The sequence below is a fragment of the Pseudomonas sp. CBZ-4 genome (assembly GCF_000346755.1).
Classification (GTDB): Bacteria; Pseudomonadota; Gammaproteobacteria; order Pseudomonadales; family Pseudomonadaceae; genus Aquipseudomonas.
On record NZ_ANNV01000165.1, the window covers coordinates 1 to 19,122 of the forward strand.

Sequence of the window (19,122 nt, forward strand, 5' to 3'; positions counted from 1 at the left end):
TGATGTACCGAGGTGTCTGCATCGCAGGCAAGCCAGCTCCCACAAAAAGCCAGCCTTCACATTTTAATCGGCAGTTAGATCGCCGCCAGGGTTGCTTTCACCGCCTGTGCCGGATCAGTGGCCTTGGCGACGACCTGCTGTTCTTGCTGCTGCTTCACGCGCTCCGCCACTTGCTTGCTGATCGCGTCCTGCTTTTCCTGGGACATGCCCTGCACATCCGCCTCGGTCAGGCCTTGTTCCTTGAGCAATTGCTCACGGATGCGTTCGGCGGGGGATTTGCTCATGTAGTCGGTGAATTCCGCGCGGGCCGAAGATGTGGCGTTGACCGCTGGCACATCCGTGCTGCTGGTTTGCAACTGCACGCGGGTCTTGGCGAAGGCTTCGTCGATGCGGTCGGCGGCCTTGTCCAGTTCCTTCTGCGCGGCCGGCACGGTCACGCTTTGCTGCGCCGCTTGCAGGGCACCGCTGTACAGCGCGCTGGCGGCGGCGTTGGCCGGGTCCATGTCGGAGCGCTTGAGCTGCTGCACGGTGGTCACGGCTTGGGTGTTGTTGTTAACCAGCATGATCGGTCACCTGGGGAAATGTCTGTGTGCCACAGGTGGAGCAAATAGCGTGCCGGGTGTGAAACCCCCGATTTCATTGGGGATGGCGCGGTGGTTGCGGCAACGGTTGGCCTGTCGGCGGCCAACCGTTGCCGTGGGGGCCTCAGTAGGTGATCGGGATTGCAAACGTCTGGAACGCATCATCCTGCGGCTGGTAACCCAACACCCGCGTGGTTTCGCTCAAGTCCAGGCGCTTGAAGCGGTTGTTGGAGATGCCATGGGCGATCAGGTGCTTCACGCCTTCGGCTTCCACCGAGCGTTGCAGCAGCTGCACCGCATCGCGCGGGCTGAGCCAGGCGCTGAGGTCGCGGGCGTTGTTGAGGTCGTGGGTTTCGACGAACTCGAAGGCGCCGATGCGCAGGGCAATCGTCGATAGCGGGGTTTTCGCCGCGTAGTAGGCGCACAGCGCCTCGCCGTAGCATTTGCTCACGCCATATAAATTGGCCGGCATCACCGGCATGCCGGGGGTGATCTGGCGGTCCACCGGGTAACCTTCGATGGTCTGCGCGCTGCTGGCGAAGACCAGGCGTTGTACGCCAGCGGCCACGGCGGCTTCGAACAGGTAGGTGGTGGCGAGGATATTGTTCGGCAGCAATTCGTCGAACGAGGCGCTGGCGTGGGGGATGCCCGACAGGTGCACGATCACGTCGATACCGTCGAGCAGCGCCGCCAGGCCTGTTTTGTCGCTGAGGTCGGCGTGCACGAAACGGTGTTCGCCGAGGGCGAAATCCGGTGCGATGCGATCGGTGAGGGTGAAGCGGTAGCGGTCTTTCGAGGCGTCGAAAAACGTCTTGCCGATTCTGCCGCAAGCGCCGGTGAGCAGTACGTTGAGTCCTTTCACGGTGTTGTCCTTGTTTTAGTTATGGCCGTCGAGGGCGAAGGCCTGGAAACCGGGGCGCTGGCTGAGGCGCTGGTAATACGCCTCGACAGCGGGGTAGGGCGGGTGGTCCAGCGGGGCATTGCGCCAGCGGTGTACCGAGAGGCCGACGAGGATGTCGGCCAGGGTAAATTCATTGCCGGCGACAAAGGCGCCGGTCTTGATCAACTGTTGTTCGAGCAGGCCCATCTTGCTGTTCCAGGCTTGCACGCCGGCCTGGATGCGCTGCGGGTCCTGGTAGTCGGGGTTCTGCCGCACCAATGCATGAAAGGCATAACCCCAGGACGGATTGAGTTCGGTGGCTTGCCAGTCCATCCATTGCTCGACGCGGGCCCGTGGCGCGGGTTCGGCGGGCAGCAGGTCATGGCGTTCATAGAGGCCGACGAGGTAACGGCAGATGGTGTTGGATTCCCACAGCACGCCGTGATCGTCGATCAGCACCGGCACCTGGGCGTTGGGGTTCAGGGCGAGGAATTCGGGGGATTGGGTGGGGGTGTAGCCGATGCCCCAGTCTTCACGGTGGTAGTCGATGCCGAGTTCCTGGCAGGTCCACAACACTTTGCGCACGTTGATGGAGGACGTGCGGCCCAAGATTTTCAGAGAGTGTCCCATGGTGCTTTCCTTGCGGTGGAGAGCAGCCAATCTAGCAGGGGTAGGAGCCGACCGCGATATTTCCAAGTGGGCACGGAAAAAAACATGTGGGAGCTGGCTTGCCTGCGATAGCGGTCTATCAGTCAATGTTGCAGTGACTGGACTGACGCTATCGCAGGCAAGCCAGCTCCCACATTTTGATTGTGCTCGGCTTAAGAGGGTCAGGTGCTTTCTCGGACCTGGAGTTCAAAGCCCATATCCACCACCGGCTTGGCCACCTTATTACCCGCCATGATCGTCAACAGATGCTCCGCCGAGCGCCGCCCGATCGCCTCACGTGGCGTGCTGATGCTGCTCAGGCGCGGCACCATGAACGACGAGGCGGGCAGGTCGTTGAACCCCAGCACCGCCACGCGCTCCGGCACGTTGATACCGTGGCGCAGGGCTTCGAGCAAGGCGCCCTGGGCCAGGTCGTCGTTGCCGAAGAAGATCGCGTCCACGTCGGGATGGGCCGCCAGCATCTGCAGGAACAGTTCGCCGCCCAGGCCCACAGAAGAGGGGCGCGGCGTCAGCAATTCCAGCGCCGGGTCGTACATGCCCGCGTGTTGCAGCGCACGGCGGAAACCTTCGCCGCGTAGCAAGGTGCGTTGGTCCAGTTGCGCACCTATATAAGCCAGGCGCTTGCGCCCACGGGACAGCAGGTGCGCCGCCGCCGTTTCACCCGCCGCCAGCTGCGAGAACCCCACGCAGTTCACGCCGGCATTCGGGTCCAGGTCCATCATGTACACACACGGCACATTACTGGCCTCGACCATTCGTCGGGCGCTCTCGGTCCGATCAAACCCCGTCAGCAACAAACCCCGTGGCTGGTAGGCCATGTAGTTGCGCAGCAGGTTTTCTTCTTCATCACGGGAATAGTGGGAGTTGCCGATCAGCACTTCAAAGCCCTTGGGCCGCAGCACTTGGTGGATGGCTTCGAGGGTTTCGATAAACAGCAGGTTGGACAATGACGGCACGATCACCACCACCGAATGGCTCTGGGCCGAGGCCAGGGCGCGGGCAGCGGGGTTGACCACGTAATTCAGTTCACTGGCGGCCTTTTGCACTTTTTCCACCAGTTCGGTGGCCACAGTGCTGATGCCGCGCAGGGCGCGGGAGGCGGTAATCGGGCTGACGCCGGCGAGGCGGGCGACTTCGTTAAGGGTCGGGCGACCCGTGGTGCGCAATTTTTTATCGTTCTTGGAGGTCATCAGGCGGCTTGCCAAACAAAAATCGAGGCACTAAGGTAGCGCTGTCTCCAAAAGGCTGCAAATTCTTGAATTTCGGGTTGCCTGATCCGGGTTCAAACGCTTGGAGCGGATGCACGCGTCACTCCATAAAAAAAGACAAGACGGCGCGGGAAAAGCCTGTTTTTGCACTAGCCTTACAGCGTGCAAAGGTAGCGCTATCTGCGTCCTGAGGTGTTTCATGAGTCAACCTGTTACTGCCCTGGTCATCATGGGTGTTGCTGGCTGTGGCAAGACCAGCGTCAGCGAGGCCGTGTGCCGTCTGAACGGCGCCACTGCCATTGAAGGCGACAGCTTTCACCCTGCCGCAAACATCGAAAAGATGAGCGCCGGCCACCCCCTCAACGACGACGACCGTGCCGGCTGGCTCGACATCCTCTGCGATGAATTGCGCCGTTCGCTGAAAGCCGGTGAACACCCGGTACTCACCTGTTCCGCCCTCAAGAAGAAATACCGCGACCACCTGCGCGAAGCCGCGCCGGGCCTGGGTTTCGTGTTTCTGGAGCTGAGCCGTGAGGTGGCGTCCGACCGCGTGTCCCATCGCCCCGGCCATTTCATGCCGGCCAGCCTGATCGACAGCCAGTTCGCCACCCTTGAATCGCCTGTGGGCGAGCCGCTGACCCTGGCCCTCAACGCCAGCGTCGACAGTGTCGAGGCGTTGGCCGAGCAGACCCATGCCTGGTGGCTGCAACACGGCTTCGAACCTTCCAAGTGATTTTTTGCCGGAAAAGATAGCGCTATCCCCGGCAGGAAATTCAACACCCGCTTTAATAACAACAACAAACAGGAGAGACCCCCCATGTTTGGCATGTCCCACGAGTCTTACCTGCTGCTAGATGCAGTGGTCACTATCATCGGGTTGATCGTTCTGATCACCAAGTTCAAGGTGCACCCGTTCATTGCACTGATCATCGCGGCCGGCTTCCTCGGCCTGACCTCGGGCATGCCCGTGGACAAGATCATCAAGGCGTTCCAGGACGGCTTCGGCGGGGTGCTCGGCTTTGTCGGCATCATCCTCGCGCTGGGTACGATGCTCGGCAAGATGATGGCCGAATCCGGCGGTGCCGATCAGATCGCCCAGACCCTGATCCGCGCCTTCGGCAAGGAAAAGGTCCAGTGGGCCATGATGTTCGCCGCGTTCCTGGTGGGCATCCCGCTGTTCTTCGAGATCGGTTTTGTGTTGCTGATCCCGCTGGTGTTCATCGTCGCGCGCCGCACCGGCGTGTCGCTGATCAAGATCGGCATCCCGCTGCTCGCCGGCCTGTCGGCGGTGCACGGCCTGGTGCCACCGCACCCGGGCCCGCTGCTGGCCATCGGCGTGTTTGGCGCGGACATCGGCAAGACCATCCTGTACGGCCTGATCGTCGCGCTGCCGACGGCCATCATCGCCGGCCCGATCTTTGGTACGTTCATCGCCAAATACATCCCGGGCAACCCGTCCCAGGAACTGGTGGACCAACTGGCCCGCGAGTCGGAACACAAGAACCTGCCAAGCTTCAGCATCACCCTGATCACCGTGCTGCTGCCGGTGTTCCTGATGCTGCTGAAAACCTTCGCGGACATCGGCTTGCCTGACGGCCACATCGTGCGCAACTGGATGGACATGATCGGTCACCCGATCTCCGCGCTGTTGTTGGCGTTGCTGCTGTCGCTGTACACCTTTGGCCATCGCCAGGGCATCCACTCCAAGCAGATCCTCAAACTGCTCGACGCCAGCCTTGCGCCGACCGCCGCGATCATCCTGATCATCGGTGCCGGTGGTGGCTTCAAGCAGATGCTGGTGACCAGCGGCGTGGGCGATGTGATCGGCCATATGGCGGTGAACGCGCAGATCAACCCGATCCTGCTGGCGTGGCTGGTGGCGGCGGTGATTCGTGTGGCCACCGGTTCGGCAACCGTGGCGACCATTACCGGCGCGGGCATCGTGGTGCCGGTGGTGGGTATGATCCCAGGGGTCAACCGTGAGCTGCTGGTGTTGGCGACGGGGGCGGGGTCGTTGATCCTGTCGCACGTCAACGATGCGGGGTTCTGGCTGGTGAAGCAGTACTTCAACATGACCGTGGCGGAGACGTTCAAGACGTGGACGGCGATGGAGACGATTCTGTCGGTCGTGGCGCTGATCTTCATCATGCTGCTGTCGCTGGTGGTGTAAGCCACACCACAAGACTTACTGCAGGAACTCAATATAAATGTGGGAGCTGGCTTGCCTGCGATAGCGGCGGTGAATTCACCACCGTCATCGCAGGCAAGCCAGCTCCCACATTGATTGGGTTTCTACAGGTGGATTGGGTCAGGCCTTGGTAACCAGGCCATCCGCCCTGAACATCCCGCGAATCCCCCGCACCGCCTGCCGGATCCGGTCCTGGTTCTCGATCAGCGCAAAGCGCACATGATCGTCGCCATACTCGCCAAACCCAATCCCCGGCGACACGCACACCTTCGCCTCCAGCAGCAGCTTCTTGGCAAACTCCAGCGAACCCATGGCGGCATACGCCTCGGGAATCTTCGCCCAGACGTACATCGACGCCTTCGGATTCTCCACCATCCAGCCCAGCTCATGCAGGCCTTTGACCAGCACGTTGCGGCGTTGGCGATACTGCTCGGCAATGTCCTTCACGCACTGTTGGTCGCCTTCCAGCGCAGCAATCGCCGCCACTTGCAGCGGCGTGAACGTGCCGTAGTCGTGGTAGCTCTTGATGCGCGCCAGGGCGTTGACCAGTTCCGGGTTGCCCACCATGAAACCGATGCGCCAGCCGGCCATGTTGTAGCTCTTGGACAGGGTGAAAAACTCCACCGCAATGTCCTTGGCGCCCGGTACCTGCATGATCGACGGGGCTTTCCAGCCGTCGTAGACGATGTCGGCGTAGGCCAGGTCGTGGATCACCAGCACGTCGTACTGCTTGGCCAGCGCGATCACGCGTTCGAAGAAGTCCAGCTCCACGCACTGCGCGGTGGGGTTGGACGGGAAGCCGAGGATCATCATCTTCGGCTTGGGGATCGAGCCGCGAATCGCCCGTTCCAGTTCGGCGAAGAAATCCACGCCGGGAATCAGCGGCACTGACCGCACTTGGGCGCCGGCAATCACGGCGCCGTAGATGTGGATCGGGTAGCTCGGGTTGGGCACCAGCACGGTGTCGCCCTGGTCCAGGGTGGCCAGCATCAAGTGCGCCAGGCCTTCCTTGGAACCGATGGTCACGATGGCTTCCGACTCGGGGTCGATGTCCACTTCGTAGCGGTCCTTGTACCAGCGCGAAATCGCCCGGCGCAGACGCGGAATGCCTTTGGACGTGGAGTAGCCGTGGGTGTCTTCACGCTGGGCCACTTGTACGAGTTTTTCGACAATATGCGGCGGCGTGGGGCCGTCAGGGTTGCCCATGCTCAAGTCGATGATGTCTTCGCCGCGCCGACGCGCAGCCATCTTCAGCTCGGCGGTGATATTGAAAACGTAAGGGGGGAGTCGATCTATGCGCGCAAAGCGGCGCGGCGAACCTTGGTCTGCCATTGTTGCCTCGAGGTACGTAAGCGCCCGGAACCGTCCGAGCGACGTCGGCCACTGCGGTGGCCTGCGGGCAGACAATACGGGCGATGATGGCCAGTTGTCCAGATGCGTAGGAAAATTTTCTGCTTGGAGTACAGCGCGGATATGCCCCTATACTCGATGCGGGTTTGTTCCCTATAAGAAGGAGACTGTTCCAATGGATCAGCAGACAAAACAACCGTTAGAGCCACGCATGGAAGCCGGTAAAGCCCTGGTGATCGCCGGGGTGCAAGGGCGTTATTCGAAGGCCACTGTGGGCGATATTCCCAAGTTGTGGGAGTTGTTCGACACCTGCATCAAGGACATCAAGAAGCGCGTCGGCGGGGTGACGTATGGGGTATGCCATAACCCCAGTCACGGCGAATTCGATTACATGGCCGGGGTGGAAGTACCGAGCAAAAGCGACGTGCCGGGCAATTTTGAAGTCATCGAAATTCCACCGCTCAACTATGCGGTGTTCCCGCATTACGGGCCGGTGCAGGCGCTTGAGCAAACCTACGAGCGCATCATGTTCGAGTGGTTGCCGCACTCGGGCTACAAGGTCATGGGGGCGGATTTCGAGCGCTACAGCGCCGATTTTGACGTGCGCAAGGGCACCGGCACGGTGGAAATCTGGCTGCCGGTGGGCGAACGCGGCTGAAACGTCAGCCACTGTCACGAGCTCAAGTAAACCCGCTGTTGACTCTGTGGCGAGGGAGCAAGCTCCCTCGCCACAGGATGTTCAACCGCCGAAAGTGAGTTGGAAACCCTGCGCCGATTGGCGTATGGCTTTTGCTACGTCGGGTGCTGAGCGGCAGTACTCGTCTTCGCGCTTGAGCACGACTTCCAGGGTTTGCAGCAGTGCCTGGATGCGTGCTTCGGGATTTTCGACTTCGCAGGTACGCGCGAACTCAAGGATGCCCAGGCGTGAGGCAAATAATGATTTGCTGCCGTCCAGGTCCAGTGCGAGCGAATCTTCAGGGATGTACGCAGTGGTATTGACGATGTCGTAGGCCGGCGCGAGCCGAGTGTCCGAACTCAGCGGGTCGCCGTAGAGCACGCCGAAGTTCTTCAAGTGAGCGTCGCCATTTCCCACAATGCAGCTGAGCGCCACGCTATCAAACAACTGATCAAGTGAGCTGCGATGCTGTTCCGGCGAACAGAACACACGCACTGCCTTGGCGATCGCAGCGTAGCTTTTAGTGTATTTCTGCTCGGCAGATAACCCCATCAGTGTCGTCATGTCTTCGAAACCCAGCGGGTTGAGCTGCGCATCCCGATCAAAGCGCCGCATGATGAACAGCTTATGGTTCTGCGACAGGTAAAACGGCGGCACCGGGAGACCTGCATCCCGCGCGATGGACATGCACAGGTATTCATTGATCGCCAGGCCGGGAAACTCATCACGCCCGCTTTTGATAATCAGGTCGCTGGTTTTCGATGTGAACTTCTGCTCGGGTGTCTGAGGTCTTTCTGGCACCAGCACCTTCGGTTGCACGCCAGAAATACCCGCCCGCAGGATGTACCGATCCACCAGTTCGGCAAACAGGTTTTCTGCACCGTCCCAGGCGAGAATCTCGTCGAGGTTTTCCCCGATTGTGGGAGGGCCGTTGCGTTGGATCAGGTCGTTCACTTGATCGGAGGCCACGAAAACCCGACCGATAGGAGCGCTGCTACCCGAAAGCGCCAGCAGCAACATGGGATCGACCTTGACTGTTTTTGCCAGGCGATTACGCAGTTGCTCCAGCACATAACCTTCCGGCAGGTTCATCTGGAAGATGGGGTGAAGCTCCCTGCGCCGGTATTCTTCGGCACGAACTGGCATCGTCAGACTGACTGCGCTTTTTGCCTGCGCGTTATCGCTGTAGCGAAACAGATAGTCGTTGGCACTCACCAAGACGCTGCCGCTCTCGCCTTGAGGCGTGTGAACACGCAAGCTGGGGTTATTCATCGAACAGATCCTCCAGTTCTTCCAGTGTCGGCAGGGTCACTGGCACCAGTTTGAATTCACTGCCCAGCGCGGCAATGACGCGGGCATAGGCATTCATGGAAACCGAAGGGCTGCCCTGTTCAATTTCAATCAGCTTTTGACGGGTAACGCCTGCGAGCTTCGCCAACTGTGCCTGTGTGTAGCCTCGATTGAGGCGCATGGCACGGATTTGATCGCTAAGTCGCTCAGTGATTATTGAAGTATCCATGTCATGTATTCGTTACTTTTAACTTGATAAGTTATGTATACGTTACATTTTGACGCTGTCAAGCTCGCCCTGACCAATCACGCAGCTCAACCTTCGCTCAAACCCCACCCGCGCCTTATACGCCTCCCCGCAATCCACCCACCCAGCCCCCAGATACAAACCCATCGCCGCGAAATTGTCGCATTCCACCGACAACTCAATCGCCTTGATCTCTGGCCACGCCAGTAAGGCCGCTTGGGGCAGCGCCTGTAGGCACGCCTTGCCAAACCCCCGGCCTTGTTGCCCGCGATCCACCTGGAATGCATGCAGCGTGGCGCTGTGTTCATCGGCCCAATGGGGCAGGCAGGGCGGGCGTTTGAGCAGCAGGAAGGCCACGGGCTGGTCATCGGCGAGCAGGGCGAAGCCTTTGATAGCATCGGGATGGGGATTGACCAGCAGGCTGTTCAGCGCGCAATAGATATCGCCGGAATACGCCAGTTGTTCGGGGTGCACTTGCAGGGTGTCGAGCTGCTGTTTTTGCACAAGGCTCAGCGTCTCATAGGGGACGAGGCGGGTTTCCATCGGGGCGGCATCCCAAATACTACAGACAGCCGGCGATTCTAGCGGGTTTGTCGCTGGTCTGGTCGAACGCAAACCAGGGGCGGCGCGAACTATAGTGAGTGCCGTGCACCCGTTGACTCTCTGAACACAACAATCAAAAAATCAGGAGGTTTACCCCATGTCCAGCCAACCTGCCGAATTTGAACTGTCCATCAGCCGCGTGATCGATGCGCCCCGCAGCCGGGTATTCCGCGCCTGGACCGAGCCGGCCCTGTTGCAACAGTGGTGGGGCCCCCACGGCATGACCACCCCCGAGTGCGAAATGAACCTGTGGGTCGGTGGCCTGTTTCGCACCCTGATGCGCGCGCCGGACGGCAGTGAGTATCCGACCCAGGGCGTGTTCCTGGAGATTGTCGCGCCACGCCGGCTGGTGTTTACCGATGCCTATAAGCCGGGATGGATTCCTTCGGGCAAGCCGTTCATGACGGCTGAAGTGACCTTTCAGGAGGTCGAAGGCAACAAGACTCTCTACACCGCCCGTGCCATGCACTGGAGCGCCGAAGACAAACAGGCCCATGAGGCGATGGGTTTTCATGATGGCTGGGGGCAGAGCCTGGATCGGTTGGTGACGTTGGTGACTCAAGGCATGCACGATTGACCAGGCAGTAGGAGATCAACACTGTGGGAGCTGGCTTGCCTGCGATAGCGGTGTGTCAGCTACAAAGATGCAAGCTGATCCACCGCCATCGCGGGCAAGCCCGCTCCCACATGGGTTCTCCTACATAGATCTTTATTCCAACATCTTGCCCAGCAACCAACTCCCCGCCGGCCCCGGCGGGTGATGCCGCGACCACAACGCATCCACCGCCACCGAGCGCGGCCAACTGCGGGCTTTCAGCTCCACCAGCTGGCCGCCATCAAAGCGCTCCACTAGCCAACGCGGCAGCGGCGCCCAGCCAAATCCGAGCTGGGCCATCTCCATCAGCATCAGGTAGCTCGGCGCCGACCACACCCGCCCGCTGGCGCGGGTTTCATTCGGATTGATGATGCTGGCCAGGCGCAGTTCGCGGTGTTGGCGCAGGGTATCGGCGGGGATGTTTTGCAGCTTCGCCAAGGGGTGTTTGGGCGCGACATACAGCGCGATTTCCGTGCGTTCCTCCACGGGCGCGCCGGTCAGGTCGGGCGGATACACCTCCTGCTTTTCGATAAACGCCACGTGCGCCCGGCCACTTTGCACCAGGGCGATCAAGTCTTCGCATTCGGCGATCAGGCACTCCAGCTCAAGGTCCGGGTAGCGTTGTTCGAACGCACTGAGGGCGACCTCGAAGCGGTCGGACTGGTAGGTGTCCGACATGGCAATCGTCAGCTTCGGTTCCAGGCCCTGGGACAACTGGCTCGCCGCCAGCTCCAGACGACTGCTGGCCTCCAGCACCTGCTCGGCACGTTGCAGCAACACCTGCCCGGCGGCGGTCAGGGTGGGTTTGCGGCTGCTGCGGTCAAACAGCACCAGGTCCAGGTCAATTTCCAGGCTGGCGACGGCGGCACTGACGGTGGACTGGCTCTTGCCCAGCTTGCGCGCCGCCGCCGAAAACGAGCCCTGGGTGGCGGCCTGCACAAACGCCTGCAGCACTTCATTGGACGCCATGACTATCGCCTATCTCGATGGTTATTGGTTATGAAGTATCGACTCAAGGGGTAATCATGGCAACAGACACCCCCCACGGAGCCAGACCATGAACCCTACCAAATCGATTTCTGAACGTGTTGGCCAAGCCCTTGGTTTTGAAGGCCTGGCCCTCTTGATCTGCACGCCGCTGCTGGTGTGGATCACCGGCCGGCCGGCGCTGGAGATGGGCGCGGTAACGCTGGGCATCAGCTTGCTGGCGCTGACCTGGAACATCATTTTCAACAGCCTGTTCGACCGCCTCAAGGCGCGCCTGCAACTGGCCAACAACGCCTGGACGCGGGTGCTGCATGCGCTGATGTTCGAAGGCGGGCTGATCATCGTGTGCGTGCCGCTGATTGCCGCGTGGCTGAACATCAGCCTGATGGACGCGTTTATCCTCGACATCGGTGTACTGCTGTTCTTCCTGCCGTACACCTATGTCTACCACTGGGCCTATGACGTGCTGCGCGACAAGCTCCAGGCGGTCAAAGAAACATCCCGCCCGAAGCCTCAATGCGCTGACCGGTGATCCAGTTGCTGCCATCGGCCAGCAAGGTTGCAATGGCTCCGCCGATATCGTCCGGCAACCCGGCACGCCCCAGTGCCGTGTTGTTGGCGACCATGCTGTTGAGGGCCGCATTGTCACGCACGGCGCCGCCGCCGAAGTCGGTCTCGATGGCGCCGGGGGCGAGGATGTTCACGGTGATCCCTCGCGCGCCCAGTTCCTTGGCCTGATAGCGGGTCAGCACTTCCATCGCCCCCTTCATTGCTGCGTACGCCGCATACCCCGGCAGGCTGAACCGCGCCAGGCCGCTGGAAATATTGACGATGCGCCCGCCATCACGGATCAGCGGCAGCAGTTTTTGCGTGAGGAAAAACGGGCCCTTGAATTGGATCGCCACCAGTTGGTCGAACTGCGCTTCGCTGGTTTCGGCAAAGCTGGCGTGGGCGCCGATGCCGGCATTGTTGATCAGAAAGTTGAAGTGCTCCTGTGCGAATACATCCTTGAGCACGCTGGCGACTTCGCCGACGAAATCATTGAAGGTGGCGCTCTGGCTCACATCCAGTTGCAGCATCGCGGCGCGGCCGCCCAAGGCCTGGATTTCCTCGACCACCGCATGGGCTTCGGCCGCGGCGCTGTGGTAAGTGCCGATGATATCGACGCCCTGTGCCGCCAGGTGCAGCGCCGCGCTTTTGCCCAGGCCGCGGCTGGCGCCGGTGATCAATGCGATTTTACGGGTCATGGTGCAGTCCTCTCAGGTGGTCAGTGGGATTGAGTGTATTTGTCCGGCCATTACGTGATAAACAGCGCTATACCGGAATCACTGGCCGGATAAGGCGAACAATCCCATGAACAAACTTGAGCTGCTGCGCACCTTTGTGCGCGTCACCGAACTGTCGAGTTTTACCGGCGCGGGCGAGAGCCTCGGCTTGCCACGCTCCACCGTGTCCGAGCACGTGCAAGCGCTGGAAGAACTGCTCGGCGCGCGCCTGTTGCAGCGCACCACGCGCAAGGTGCAGGCGACTCAGGACGGGCGTGTGCTGTACGAACGCAGCAAGGATTTGCTGGCGCACATGGAGGAGCTGGAAGGGCTGTTTCGCCAGGACGAGGCGCAACTGAGCGGGCGCATCCGGGTGGACATGCCCAACGTGATGGCGCGGGAATTGATCCTGCCGCGCCTGCCCGAGTTCATGGACGCGCACCCGCTGATCGAGCTGGAAATCAGCAGCACCGACCGCCAGGTCGATCTGCTCGCCGAAGGTTTCGACTGCGTGCTGCGGGTGGGCGCGCAACCCGACCAGAGCGTGGTGGCGCGCCTGCTGTGCAGCCTGCCGATGATCAACTGCGCGAGTGCGGCCTACCTGCAACGTTACGGCGTGCCTACGACGCTGGCCGACCTTGCCCACCATCAACTGGTGCATTACGTACGGCCGTTGGGTTCACGCTCGGCAGGGTTTGAATACCAGCAAGGCAACAAGGTGCACCGCATCCCTATGGCCGGGCGGGTCACCGTGAACAGCACCGATGCGTACCGCGTGGCGTGCCTGGGTGGATTCGGCATTACCCAGGTGCCGGCCCTGGGCATTCGCGAGTTGCTGGCCAGCGGCGAGTTGGTGGCTTTTTTGCCCGACTACCCGGCGCCGCCGCTGGATGTGTCGCTGCTGTACGCCGGCCAACGGCATTTGCCGCTGCGGGTGCGGGTGTTTATGGATTGGCTGGCCGCGCTGTTGCAAGGCGCACTTTAGCGGCGCGCCGACAACTGTTGCGGGGCGAGGAAGGCGTCGTGGAAGTAGTCGCGAAACGCCTGCATCGCCGGGGTGAATGCGCGCTCGCGATGCCAGGCCAGGCCGACGCTCATGGGGGTGACGGGGTCGGTGACGGTCAGCGTTTCGATGCGTTTGCCTTCCAGCGACCAGGGCCGGTGCACCAGGTCCGACAGAATCGCCACGCCGCTGCCGTTGGCGACCATGCTGCGCACGGCTTCCACCGAACTGGTGCGCAGGCGTACCTGGGGCGTTTGCCCGGCCTGTTCCCAATAGCGCATGGCGCTGTGTTCGGCCTCGTCGACGGTGAGCAGGATGTAGGGCTCACGCGCCACGTCCGCCAGGCTCACGGTGCCGCGCTCGCACAAGGGGTGATGGCTGGGCAGCCACAGGCGGCGCTCCGAGTTGAACAGGATCTCCGAGGTGATATCCGCATGGGTCAGGTTGGCGGTGAGCACCACGGCCATGTCGAACTGGCCGTCCAACAGGCCCTGTTCGATGGCCTGGCGTTCCTGCTCGAAGACCTGGATGGTCACGTCCGGGTGCCAGTGTTCCATGCGCTGCAAGTGGTGGGGCAGGAAGTAGCCGAGCACCGTGTAGCTGGCCGCCACCCGCAGTTCGCCGCTGGCGCGGTAGTCGGGCAACGGGCTGTTCAGGGCGTCGTCCACGCTGCGTTGGATCACATAGGCACGGTTGAGAAAATGCCGCCCGGCGTCGGTCAGGCTCATGCCCTGGGCCGAGCGCACGAACAGTTGCACGCCGAGCATGGCTTCCAGCTCCTTGATTGCGGTGGTCACCGCTGACTGGGAAATGTTCAGGTGAATCGCCGCCTGGGAGATCTGGCCGATCTCGGCGGTGGCGACGAAGTAGCGGACTTGGCGCAAAGTCAGGGACATAGCGATATCTGTTTTTCAGAAGATAGCCCATCTGATAATAGATCTTCCCAAGGGGTCAAGCCGCAGCCTACTTTCTGCCATCACCTAAGCGGAGCGACCTCAATGCAGGCAGTGGATTTCAACTCGGACATGGGCGAAGGCTTCGGCCCCTGGACCATCGGCGATGGCGTTGACGCCGAACTGATGGCCTACATCAGCTCAGCCAATATCGCCACCGGCTTCCACGCCGGCGACCCCGGCACCATGCGCCGCACCGTCGAGCGTGCCAAGCAACTGGGCGTGGCCATCGGCGCGCACCCGGGCTTTCGCGACCTGGTGGGCTTTGGCCGGCGGCATATCAACGCACCGGCCCAGGAACTGGTGGACGACATCCTCTACCAACTCGGCGCCCTGCGGGAAATCGCCCGCGCCCAAGGCATGACCCTGCAACACATCAAGCCCCACGGCGCGCTCTACATGCACCTGGCCCGCGACGAAGAAGCCGCGCGCCTGTTGGTGCAAAACCTGCAAATCATCGAACCGACGCTGTTGCTGTACTGCATGCCCAACTCGGTGATCTGGCGCGTGGCCAAGGAGCTGGGGCAGCCGGTGGTGCGCGAATTCTATGCGGATCGTGAGTACGATCTCAGCGGCTCAATCGTGTTTACCCGCACGGTGCGCGCGCTGGATCCTGCGACGGTGGCGGCACGAGTCCTGCGGGCTTGTCAGACCGGTTTGGTGCGCACCGTCGAAGGCGAAGACCTGTTTATCGAATTTGATTCCATCTGCCTGCACAGCGACACCCCGGGTGCCCTGGAGCTGGTGGAGGCCACCCGCGAAGCCCTGGACCAGGCTGGTATTACGGTTAAAACCGCAGAATAAGATCGCTCCGTTATTTTTTTCGCCTGCCTTTCTACAATGATTCCAAGAGGAACAGACATGGCTGAAACGACCCCCATCCGCTACAGCTTCGGCGGTGATGAACACCTGTTTGCCGAAGTCAGCGACAGCATGTCCCTGGAGGCCTTTTTCACAGGCATGGCGGTGACCCGCGCGGTTGAACGCCTGGCGCTGGAAGGCGTGCTGGATGTGTGCCTGGCCAATGCCTCGTTCCAGATCCGCTTCGACCCCGACCGCATCGCGCCCCACGTGCTGCTCGACGCGGTGCAAGGCGCCGAAGCCCAGGCCGTGGCCGAGCGCACCTTGCACACGCGCATCATCGAAATCCCGGTGCTGTACAACGACCCCTGGACCCACGAGACGCTGATGCGCTTTCGCGACCGCCATCAGGACCCCAGCGGCACCGACCTGGAGTACGCCGCGCGCATCAATGGCCTGGCCGATGTGGACGCGTTTATCGCCGCCCACAGTGGCGCGCCGTGGTTCGTGTCGATGGTGGGGTTTGTCGCGGGCTTGCCGTTCATGTTCCAGATGGTCGAGCGCGAGCGCCAGTTGCAGGTGCCCAAGTACCTGCGCCCGCGCACCGACACGCCAAAATTGACCCTCGGCCATGGCGGCTGCTTTGGCTGCATCTACTCGGTGCGCGGCGCCGGTGGCTACCAGATGTTCGGCGTGACGCCCGCACCGATCTACGACCCGGCGCAGCAGTTGGCGTACCTCAAGGAGCACATGGTGTTCTTTCGTCCCGGCGATATCGTGCAGTTCAAGCCGATTGATCGCGAGGCCTACGACCTGGCCGTCGCCGAGGTGGACGCAGGACGTTTCGACCTGCGCATCCGGCCGGTGGAATTTTCCCTCGACGCCTTTCTGGCCGACCCCATCGGCTACCCGAAAACCCTGCAGGAGGCGCTGGCATGATCAAGGTTCTCAAACCCGGCCTCGCCACCTCGGTGCAAGACCTTGGCCGCGAAGGTTATTACCATCTGGGCATCCCGCCTTCGGGGGCGTTGGACCAGTACGCGCTGAGCGCGGCCAACCACCTGGTGGGCAACCCGCCTGGCGCGGCCGGTCTGGAATGCACGTTGATCGGCCCCGAATTGGAGTTTCAACAGGATGCATTGGTGGCCCTCAGCGGCGCGTTGATGGCGCCGCGCCTGGACGGCGAAGTGGTGCATCAGGACACCGCGTTCCAGGTGCGTGCCGGGCAGGTATTGCGCTTTGAATTTCCCAAGGCCGGCGCGCGCACGTACCTGGCGGTGGCCGGTGGCATCGATGTGCCGGTGGTGCTGGGCAGTCGCTCGACTTACACCCTCGGTGCGCTCGGTGGGTTTAACGGGCGACGCTTGCAGGAAGGCGATGTGTTGCCGGTCGGCGCGACGAGCGGCACGGGGCGCGCGGGCAATAGTTTGCCGATGGCCTTGCGCCGTTCGGTCGGCGGGGATGTGACCTTGCGCGTGGTGCCGGGGCTGTATTACGAGCGCTTGAGCGAGGCGGCCAAAGGCAGCTTTTTTGCCGAACCCTGGACCGTCGGTTCAGAAGCGGATCGCATCGGCTATCGCTTCAAGGGCGGTAGCGCGTTGAGCTTTCAGCCACGGGAACAGCCGTTTGGCGCGGGCTCGGATCCGTCGAACATTGTCGACAGTTGCTACCCGATCGGCTCGATCCAGGTGCCGGCGGGGCTGGAGCCGATTGTGCTGCATCGGGATGCGGTGTCGGGCGGTGGCTACGCGATGATCGGCACGGTGATCAGCGCCGACCTGGACTTGATCGGGCAGATGCAGCCGAACCAGCGGGCGGGGTTTGTGGCGGTGAGCCTGGAGGAGGCGCTGGAGGCGCGGCGGGTCTACAAAAAGCGGAGGAAAGCGATGGCTGGACTCTTCAACAACTGAAGAAACACAAAACCAACTGTGGGAGCTGGCTTGCCTGCGATGGCGGTGGATCAGTCAACAACTCTGTTGAATGTTGATCCGCTATCGCAGGCAAGCCAGCTCCCACATTTTTGTCCGGTGTTGGGTCAGAAGAGTTGGGTGAACAGCCAGTAGAGGCTGCCTGACAACAGGATCGCCGCGGGCAACGTCAGCACCCACGCCATCAGCAGGTTGCGGATGGTCTTCATCTGCAACCCACCGCCATTCGCCACCATGGTCCCGGCCACGCCGGACGACAACACATGGGTGGTGGACACCGGCAAGCCGTACATGTCCGCCGCGCCGATGGTCAGCATCGCCACGGTTTCCGCCGCCGCGCCCTGGGCGTAGGTCAGGTGGGTCTTGCCGATCTTCTCGCCCACCGTCACCACGATGCGCTTCCAACCCACCATGGTGCCCAACCCGAGGGCGATGGCCACGGCGATCTTCACCCACAGCGGGATAAAGCGCGTGGAGTTGTCGATCTGTTGCTTGAACAGTTGCAGCTTGCCTTGGGTGTCGGCGTCGAAGTTGCCGACCTTGCCCTTGTCCATCAGGCGAATGGTTTCGCTGGTCAGGTACATGTCGTTACGCACGTTGCCTACAGCTTCGGCGGGGACTTTGGCCAGGGAGCCGTAGCCTTTGACTTCTTCGCCGATCTGCCCGGCGAGGGCGGCCAGGGCCGGCACCAGTTCCGGCGTGGCTTCCTTGGTGCGCACGTAGGTCGAGAGGATCGGCCGTGGATCGCCCGCCAACACCTGCGGCGCGCTTTTCACCAGGGCCACCTGGGTCACTTCGGCCACGGCGGCGAACTGCAACGACTGTTCGGCGGGCATGGTGCGGTTCAGCGCGTAGGCCATCGGCAGCGTGCCCACCAGGATAAGCATGATCAGGCCCATGCCTTTTTGCCCATCGTTGGAGCCGTGGGCGAACGACACGCCGGTGCAGGTGGCGATCAGCATGCCGCGAATCCACCACGGCGGCGGGGTGTCGCCTTTCGGTGCCTTGTACAGCGCGCGGTTCTTCACAAAGGCGCGCAGGGCCAGCAACAGCAGGGCGGCAAAACCGAAGCCGATCAGCGGCGACAGCAGCAGCGCGTAGCCAATCTTGATCGCCTGGGCCCAATCCACACCGCTGGTGCCGTCACGCCCGTGCATCAGGGCGTTGGCCACGCCGACGCCGATGATCGAACCGATCAGGGTGTGGGACGACGAGGCCGGCAGGCCCAGCCACCAGGTGCCGAGGTTCCACAGGATCGCCGCGATCAGCAGGGCGAAGATCATTGCGAAACCGGCCGATGAGCCGACCTGCAAGATCAGCTCCACCGGCAGCAGGGCAATGATGCCGAACGCCACCGCGCCGCTGGACAGCAGCACGCCGAGGAAGTTGAAAAAGCCCGACCACACCACCGCAAAATGCGGCGGCAGCGAGTTGGTGTAGATCACCGTCGCCACCGCGTTGGCAGTGTCGTGGAAACCGTTGACGAACTCGAACCCCAGGGCGATCAGCAGCGCCACGCCGAGCAGCAGGAACGGCGTCCAGGTGGTAACCACCGTGCCTAGCTCGTGCATGTCGTGCATCAGGCTGTAGGCGGTAAACAGCAGGCCCATGGCAAGCACGGCGAAGAAAATGATCACCGTCACCAGGTTGGGTTTCTTGTCCAGCCGGGGCTTCGGGTCTGCGGGGGAGGCGTGGGAGGAGGCAGTCAGGGAAGGGGTGGCCATGCCGGAGCATCCAGTGTGGGAGGGATGCCGTTCATGATCATTGCAGAATGTTACAGAGATGCTGCCATATGTCAGTGTTTAGGGGATTGAGGCGACCGCTGATCTGCAATGCACTGCTGGATCTATGGTGGACTGGCTTGTGTGGGAGCTGGCTTGCCTGCGATAGCATCACCT

At 61.8% G+C, this 19,122-nt stretch carries 21 protein-coding genes; 9 read left to right on the forward strand and 12 right to left on the reverse strand.

Features of this window, described 5'->3' with window-relative positions:
* Window positions 1-74: 74 nt before the first annotated feature.
* The 4 genes from B348_RS0125125 to B348_RS0125140 all read right to left on the reverse strand — a co-directional run bounded on the left by B348_RS0125125 (window position 75) and on the right by B348_RS0125140 (window position 3,323).
* A complete protein-coding gene (locus B348_RS0125125; RefSeq protein WP_017738786.1) occupies window positions 75-563 on the reverse strand; it encodes a hypothetical protein in 489 nt (162 codons plus the stop codon).
* Between the two features lie 142 nt (window positions 564-705).
* Window positions 706-1,443, reverse strand: a complete 738-nt coding sequence (locus B348_RS0125130; protein ID WP_017738787.1) for an NAD(P)-dependent oxidoreductase — start codon at window positions 1,441-1,443, stop codon at window positions 706-708.
* 15 nt (window positions 1,444-1,458) lie between these two features.
* The gene (locus B348_RS0125135; protein WP_017738788.1) at window positions 1,459-2,091 is read right to left on the reverse strand and encodes a glutathione S-transferase family protein; all 633 of its coding nucleotides are present in this window, start codon (window positions 2,089-2,091) and stop codon (window positions 1,459-1,461) included.
* A gap of 200 nt (window positions 2,092-2,291) precedes the next feature.
* Window positions 2,292-3,323, reverse strand: coding sequence for a LacI family DNA-binding transcriptional regulator (locus B348_RS0125140; protein ID WP_177325356.1), 1,032 nt, complete (start codon window positions 3,321-3,323; stop codon window positions 2,292-2,294).
* Window positions 3,324-3,537: 214 nt separating this feature from the next.
* Between B348_RS0125140 and B348_RS0125145 the strand changes: the two genes are divergently transcribed.
* Together B348_RS0125145 and B348_RS0125150 are read left to right on the forward strand one after the other, a co-directional pair.
* Window positions 3,538-4,071, forward strand: a complete 534-nt coding sequence (locus tag B348_RS0125145; RefSeq protein ID WP_026137052.1) for a gluconokinase — start codon at window positions 3,538-3,540, stop codon at window positions 4,069-4,071.
* Window positions 4,072-4,155: 84 nt separating this feature from the next.
* Window positions 4,156-5,508, forward strand: a complete 1,353-nt coding sequence (locus B348_RS0125150) for a GntP family permease (RefSeq protein ID WP_017738791.1) — start codon at window positions 4,156-4,158, stop codon at window positions 5,506-5,508.
* Window positions 5,509-5,646: 138 nt separating this feature from the next.
* Here the strand turns inward: B348_RS0125150 and alaC are convergent, their stop codons facing one another.
* Entirely contained in the window at window positions 5,647-6,858 is a 1,212-nt protein-coding gene (gene alaC / locus B348_RS0125155) for an alanine transaminase (protein WP_017738792.1), read from the reverse strand.
* Between the two features lie 193 nt (window positions 6,859-7,051).
* Here alaC and B348_RS0125160 point away from each other — a divergent pair, with 193 nt between their 5' ends.
* Window positions 7,052-7,534 carry a GyrI-like domain-containing protein gene (locus B348_RS0125160; protein WP_017738793.1) on the forward strand — a complete coding sequence of 161 codons (483 nt, stop codon included), beginning with the start codon at window positions 7,052-7,054 and terminating at the stop codon, window positions 7,532-7,534.
* An 81-nt stretch (window positions 7,535-7,615) separates the two neighbouring features.
* On the opposite strand, the gene B348_RS0125165 is transcribed toward B348_RS0125160, so the two are convergent.
* Genes B348_RS0125165 through B348_RS0125175 form a run of 3 tightly spaced genes read right to left on the reverse strand, consistent with a single transcriptional unit; the run spans window position 7,616 to window position 9,632 of the window.
* Complete coding sequence (locus B348_RS0125165) at window positions 7,616-8,824, reverse strand: type II toxin-antitoxin system HipA family toxin (protein ID WP_017738794.1); 1,209 nt, start codon at window positions 8,822-8,824, stop codon at window positions 7,616-7,618.
* Complete coding sequence (locus B348_RS0125170) at window positions 8,817-9,071, reverse strand: helix-turn-helix domain-containing protein (protein WP_026137053.1); 255 nt, start codon at window positions 9,069-9,071, stop codon at window positions 8,817-8,819. The genes B348_RS0125165 and B348_RS0125170 overlap by 8 nt, the downstream gene beginning before the upstream one ends.
* Window positions 9,072-9,113: 42 nt before the next feature.
* Window positions 9,114-9,632, reverse strand: coding sequence for an N-acetyltransferase (locus B348_RS0125175; RefSeq protein ID WP_017738796.1), 519 nt, complete (start codon window positions 9,630-9,632; stop codon window positions 9,114-9,116).
* Between the two features lie 157 nt (window positions 9,633-9,789).
* Here B348_RS0125175 and B348_RS0125180 point away from each other — a divergent pair, with 157 nt between their 5' ends.
* Window positions 9,790-10,269 (forward strand): SRPBCC family protein, encoded by a 480-nt coding sequence (locus B348_RS0125180; protein WP_017738797.1) that lies wholly within the window; start codon window positions 9,790-9,792, stop codon window positions 10,267-10,269.
* A gap of 132 nt (window positions 10,270-10,401) precedes the next feature.
* Here the strand turns inward: B348_RS0125180 and B348_RS0125185 are convergent, their stop codons facing one another.
* Window positions 10,402-11,256, reverse strand: coding sequence for a LysR family transcriptional regulator (locus B348_RS0125185; RefSeq protein ID WP_017738798.1), 855 nt, complete (start codon window positions 11,254-11,256; stop codon window positions 10,402-10,404).
* A gap of 88 nt (window positions 11,257-11,344) precedes the next feature.
* Here B348_RS0125185 and B348_RS0125190 point away from each other — a divergent pair, with 88 nt between their 5' ends.
* Entirely contained in the window at window positions 11,345-11,806 is a 462-nt protein-coding gene (locus tag B348_RS0125190; protein WP_017738799.1) for a multidrug/biocide efflux PACE transporter, read from the forward strand.
* Here B348_RS0125190 and B348_RS0125195 read toward each other — a convergent pair.
* Window positions 11,763-12,521: an SDR family NAD(P)-dependent oxidoreductase gene (locus tag B348_RS0125195; RefSeq protein ID WP_017738800.1), complete on the reverse strand. Its 759-nt coding sequence runs from the start codon at window positions 12,519-12,521 to the stop codon at window positions 11,763-11,765. The genes B348_RS0125190 and B348_RS0125195 overlap by 44 nt on opposite strands.
* Window positions 12,522-12,627: 106 nt before the next feature.
* Between B348_RS0125195 and B348_RS0125200 the strand changes: the two genes are divergently transcribed.
* Window positions 12,628-13,524 carry a LysR family transcriptional regulator gene (locus tag B348_RS0125200; RefSeq protein WP_017738801.1) on the forward strand — a complete coding sequence of 299 codons (897 nt, stop codon included), beginning with the start codon at window positions 12,628-12,630 and terminating at the stop codon, window positions 13,522-13,524.
* Here B348_RS0125200 and B348_RS0125205 read toward each other — a convergent pair.
* On the reverse strand, window positions 13,521-14,438 hold the full coding sequence (locus tag B348_RS0125205) for a LysR family transcriptional regulator (protein WP_017738802.1): 918 nt from the start codon (window positions 14,436-14,438) through the stop codon (window positions 13,521-13,523). The two genes, B348_RS0125200 and B348_RS0125205, sit on opposite strands and share 4 nt — an antisense overlap.
* Before the next feature lie 102 nt (window positions 14,439-14,540).
* Here B348_RS0125205 and B348_RS0125210 point away from each other — a divergent pair, with 102 nt between their 5' ends.
* From B348_RS0125210 to B348_RS0125220, 3 genes are read left to right on the forward strand one after another with little or no spacing between them, the layout of a single operon-like run.
* Entirely contained in the window at window positions 14,541-15,299 is a 759-nt protein-coding gene (locus tag B348_RS0125210; protein ID WP_017738803.1) for a 5-oxoprolinase subunit PxpA, read from the forward strand.
* A 57-nt stretch (window positions 15,300-15,356) separates the two neighbouring features.
* Window positions 15,357-16,235, forward strand: coding sequence for an allophanate hydrolase subunit 1 (locus B348_RS0125215; protein WP_017738804.1), 879 nt, complete (start codon window positions 15,357-15,359; stop codon window positions 16,233-16,235).
* Complete coding sequence (locus tag B348_RS0125220; RefSeq protein WP_017738805.1) at window positions 16,232-17,206, forward strand: biotin-dependent carboxyltransferase family protein; 975 nt, start codon at window positions 16,232-16,234, stop codon at window positions 17,204-17,206. The genes B348_RS0125215 and B348_RS0125220 overlap by 4 nt, the downstream gene beginning before the upstream one ends.
* A 125-nt stretch (window positions 17,207-17,331) precedes the next feature.
* Here B348_RS0125220 and B348_RS0125225 read toward each other — a convergent pair whose 3' ends face one another.
* On the reverse strand, window positions 17,332-18,948 hold the full coding sequence (locus B348_RS0125225) for an inorganic phosphate transporter (protein ID WP_017738806.1): 1,617 nt from the start codon (window positions 18,946-18,948) through the stop codon (window positions 17,332-17,334).
* Window positions 18,949-19,122: the final 174 nt, after the last annotated feature.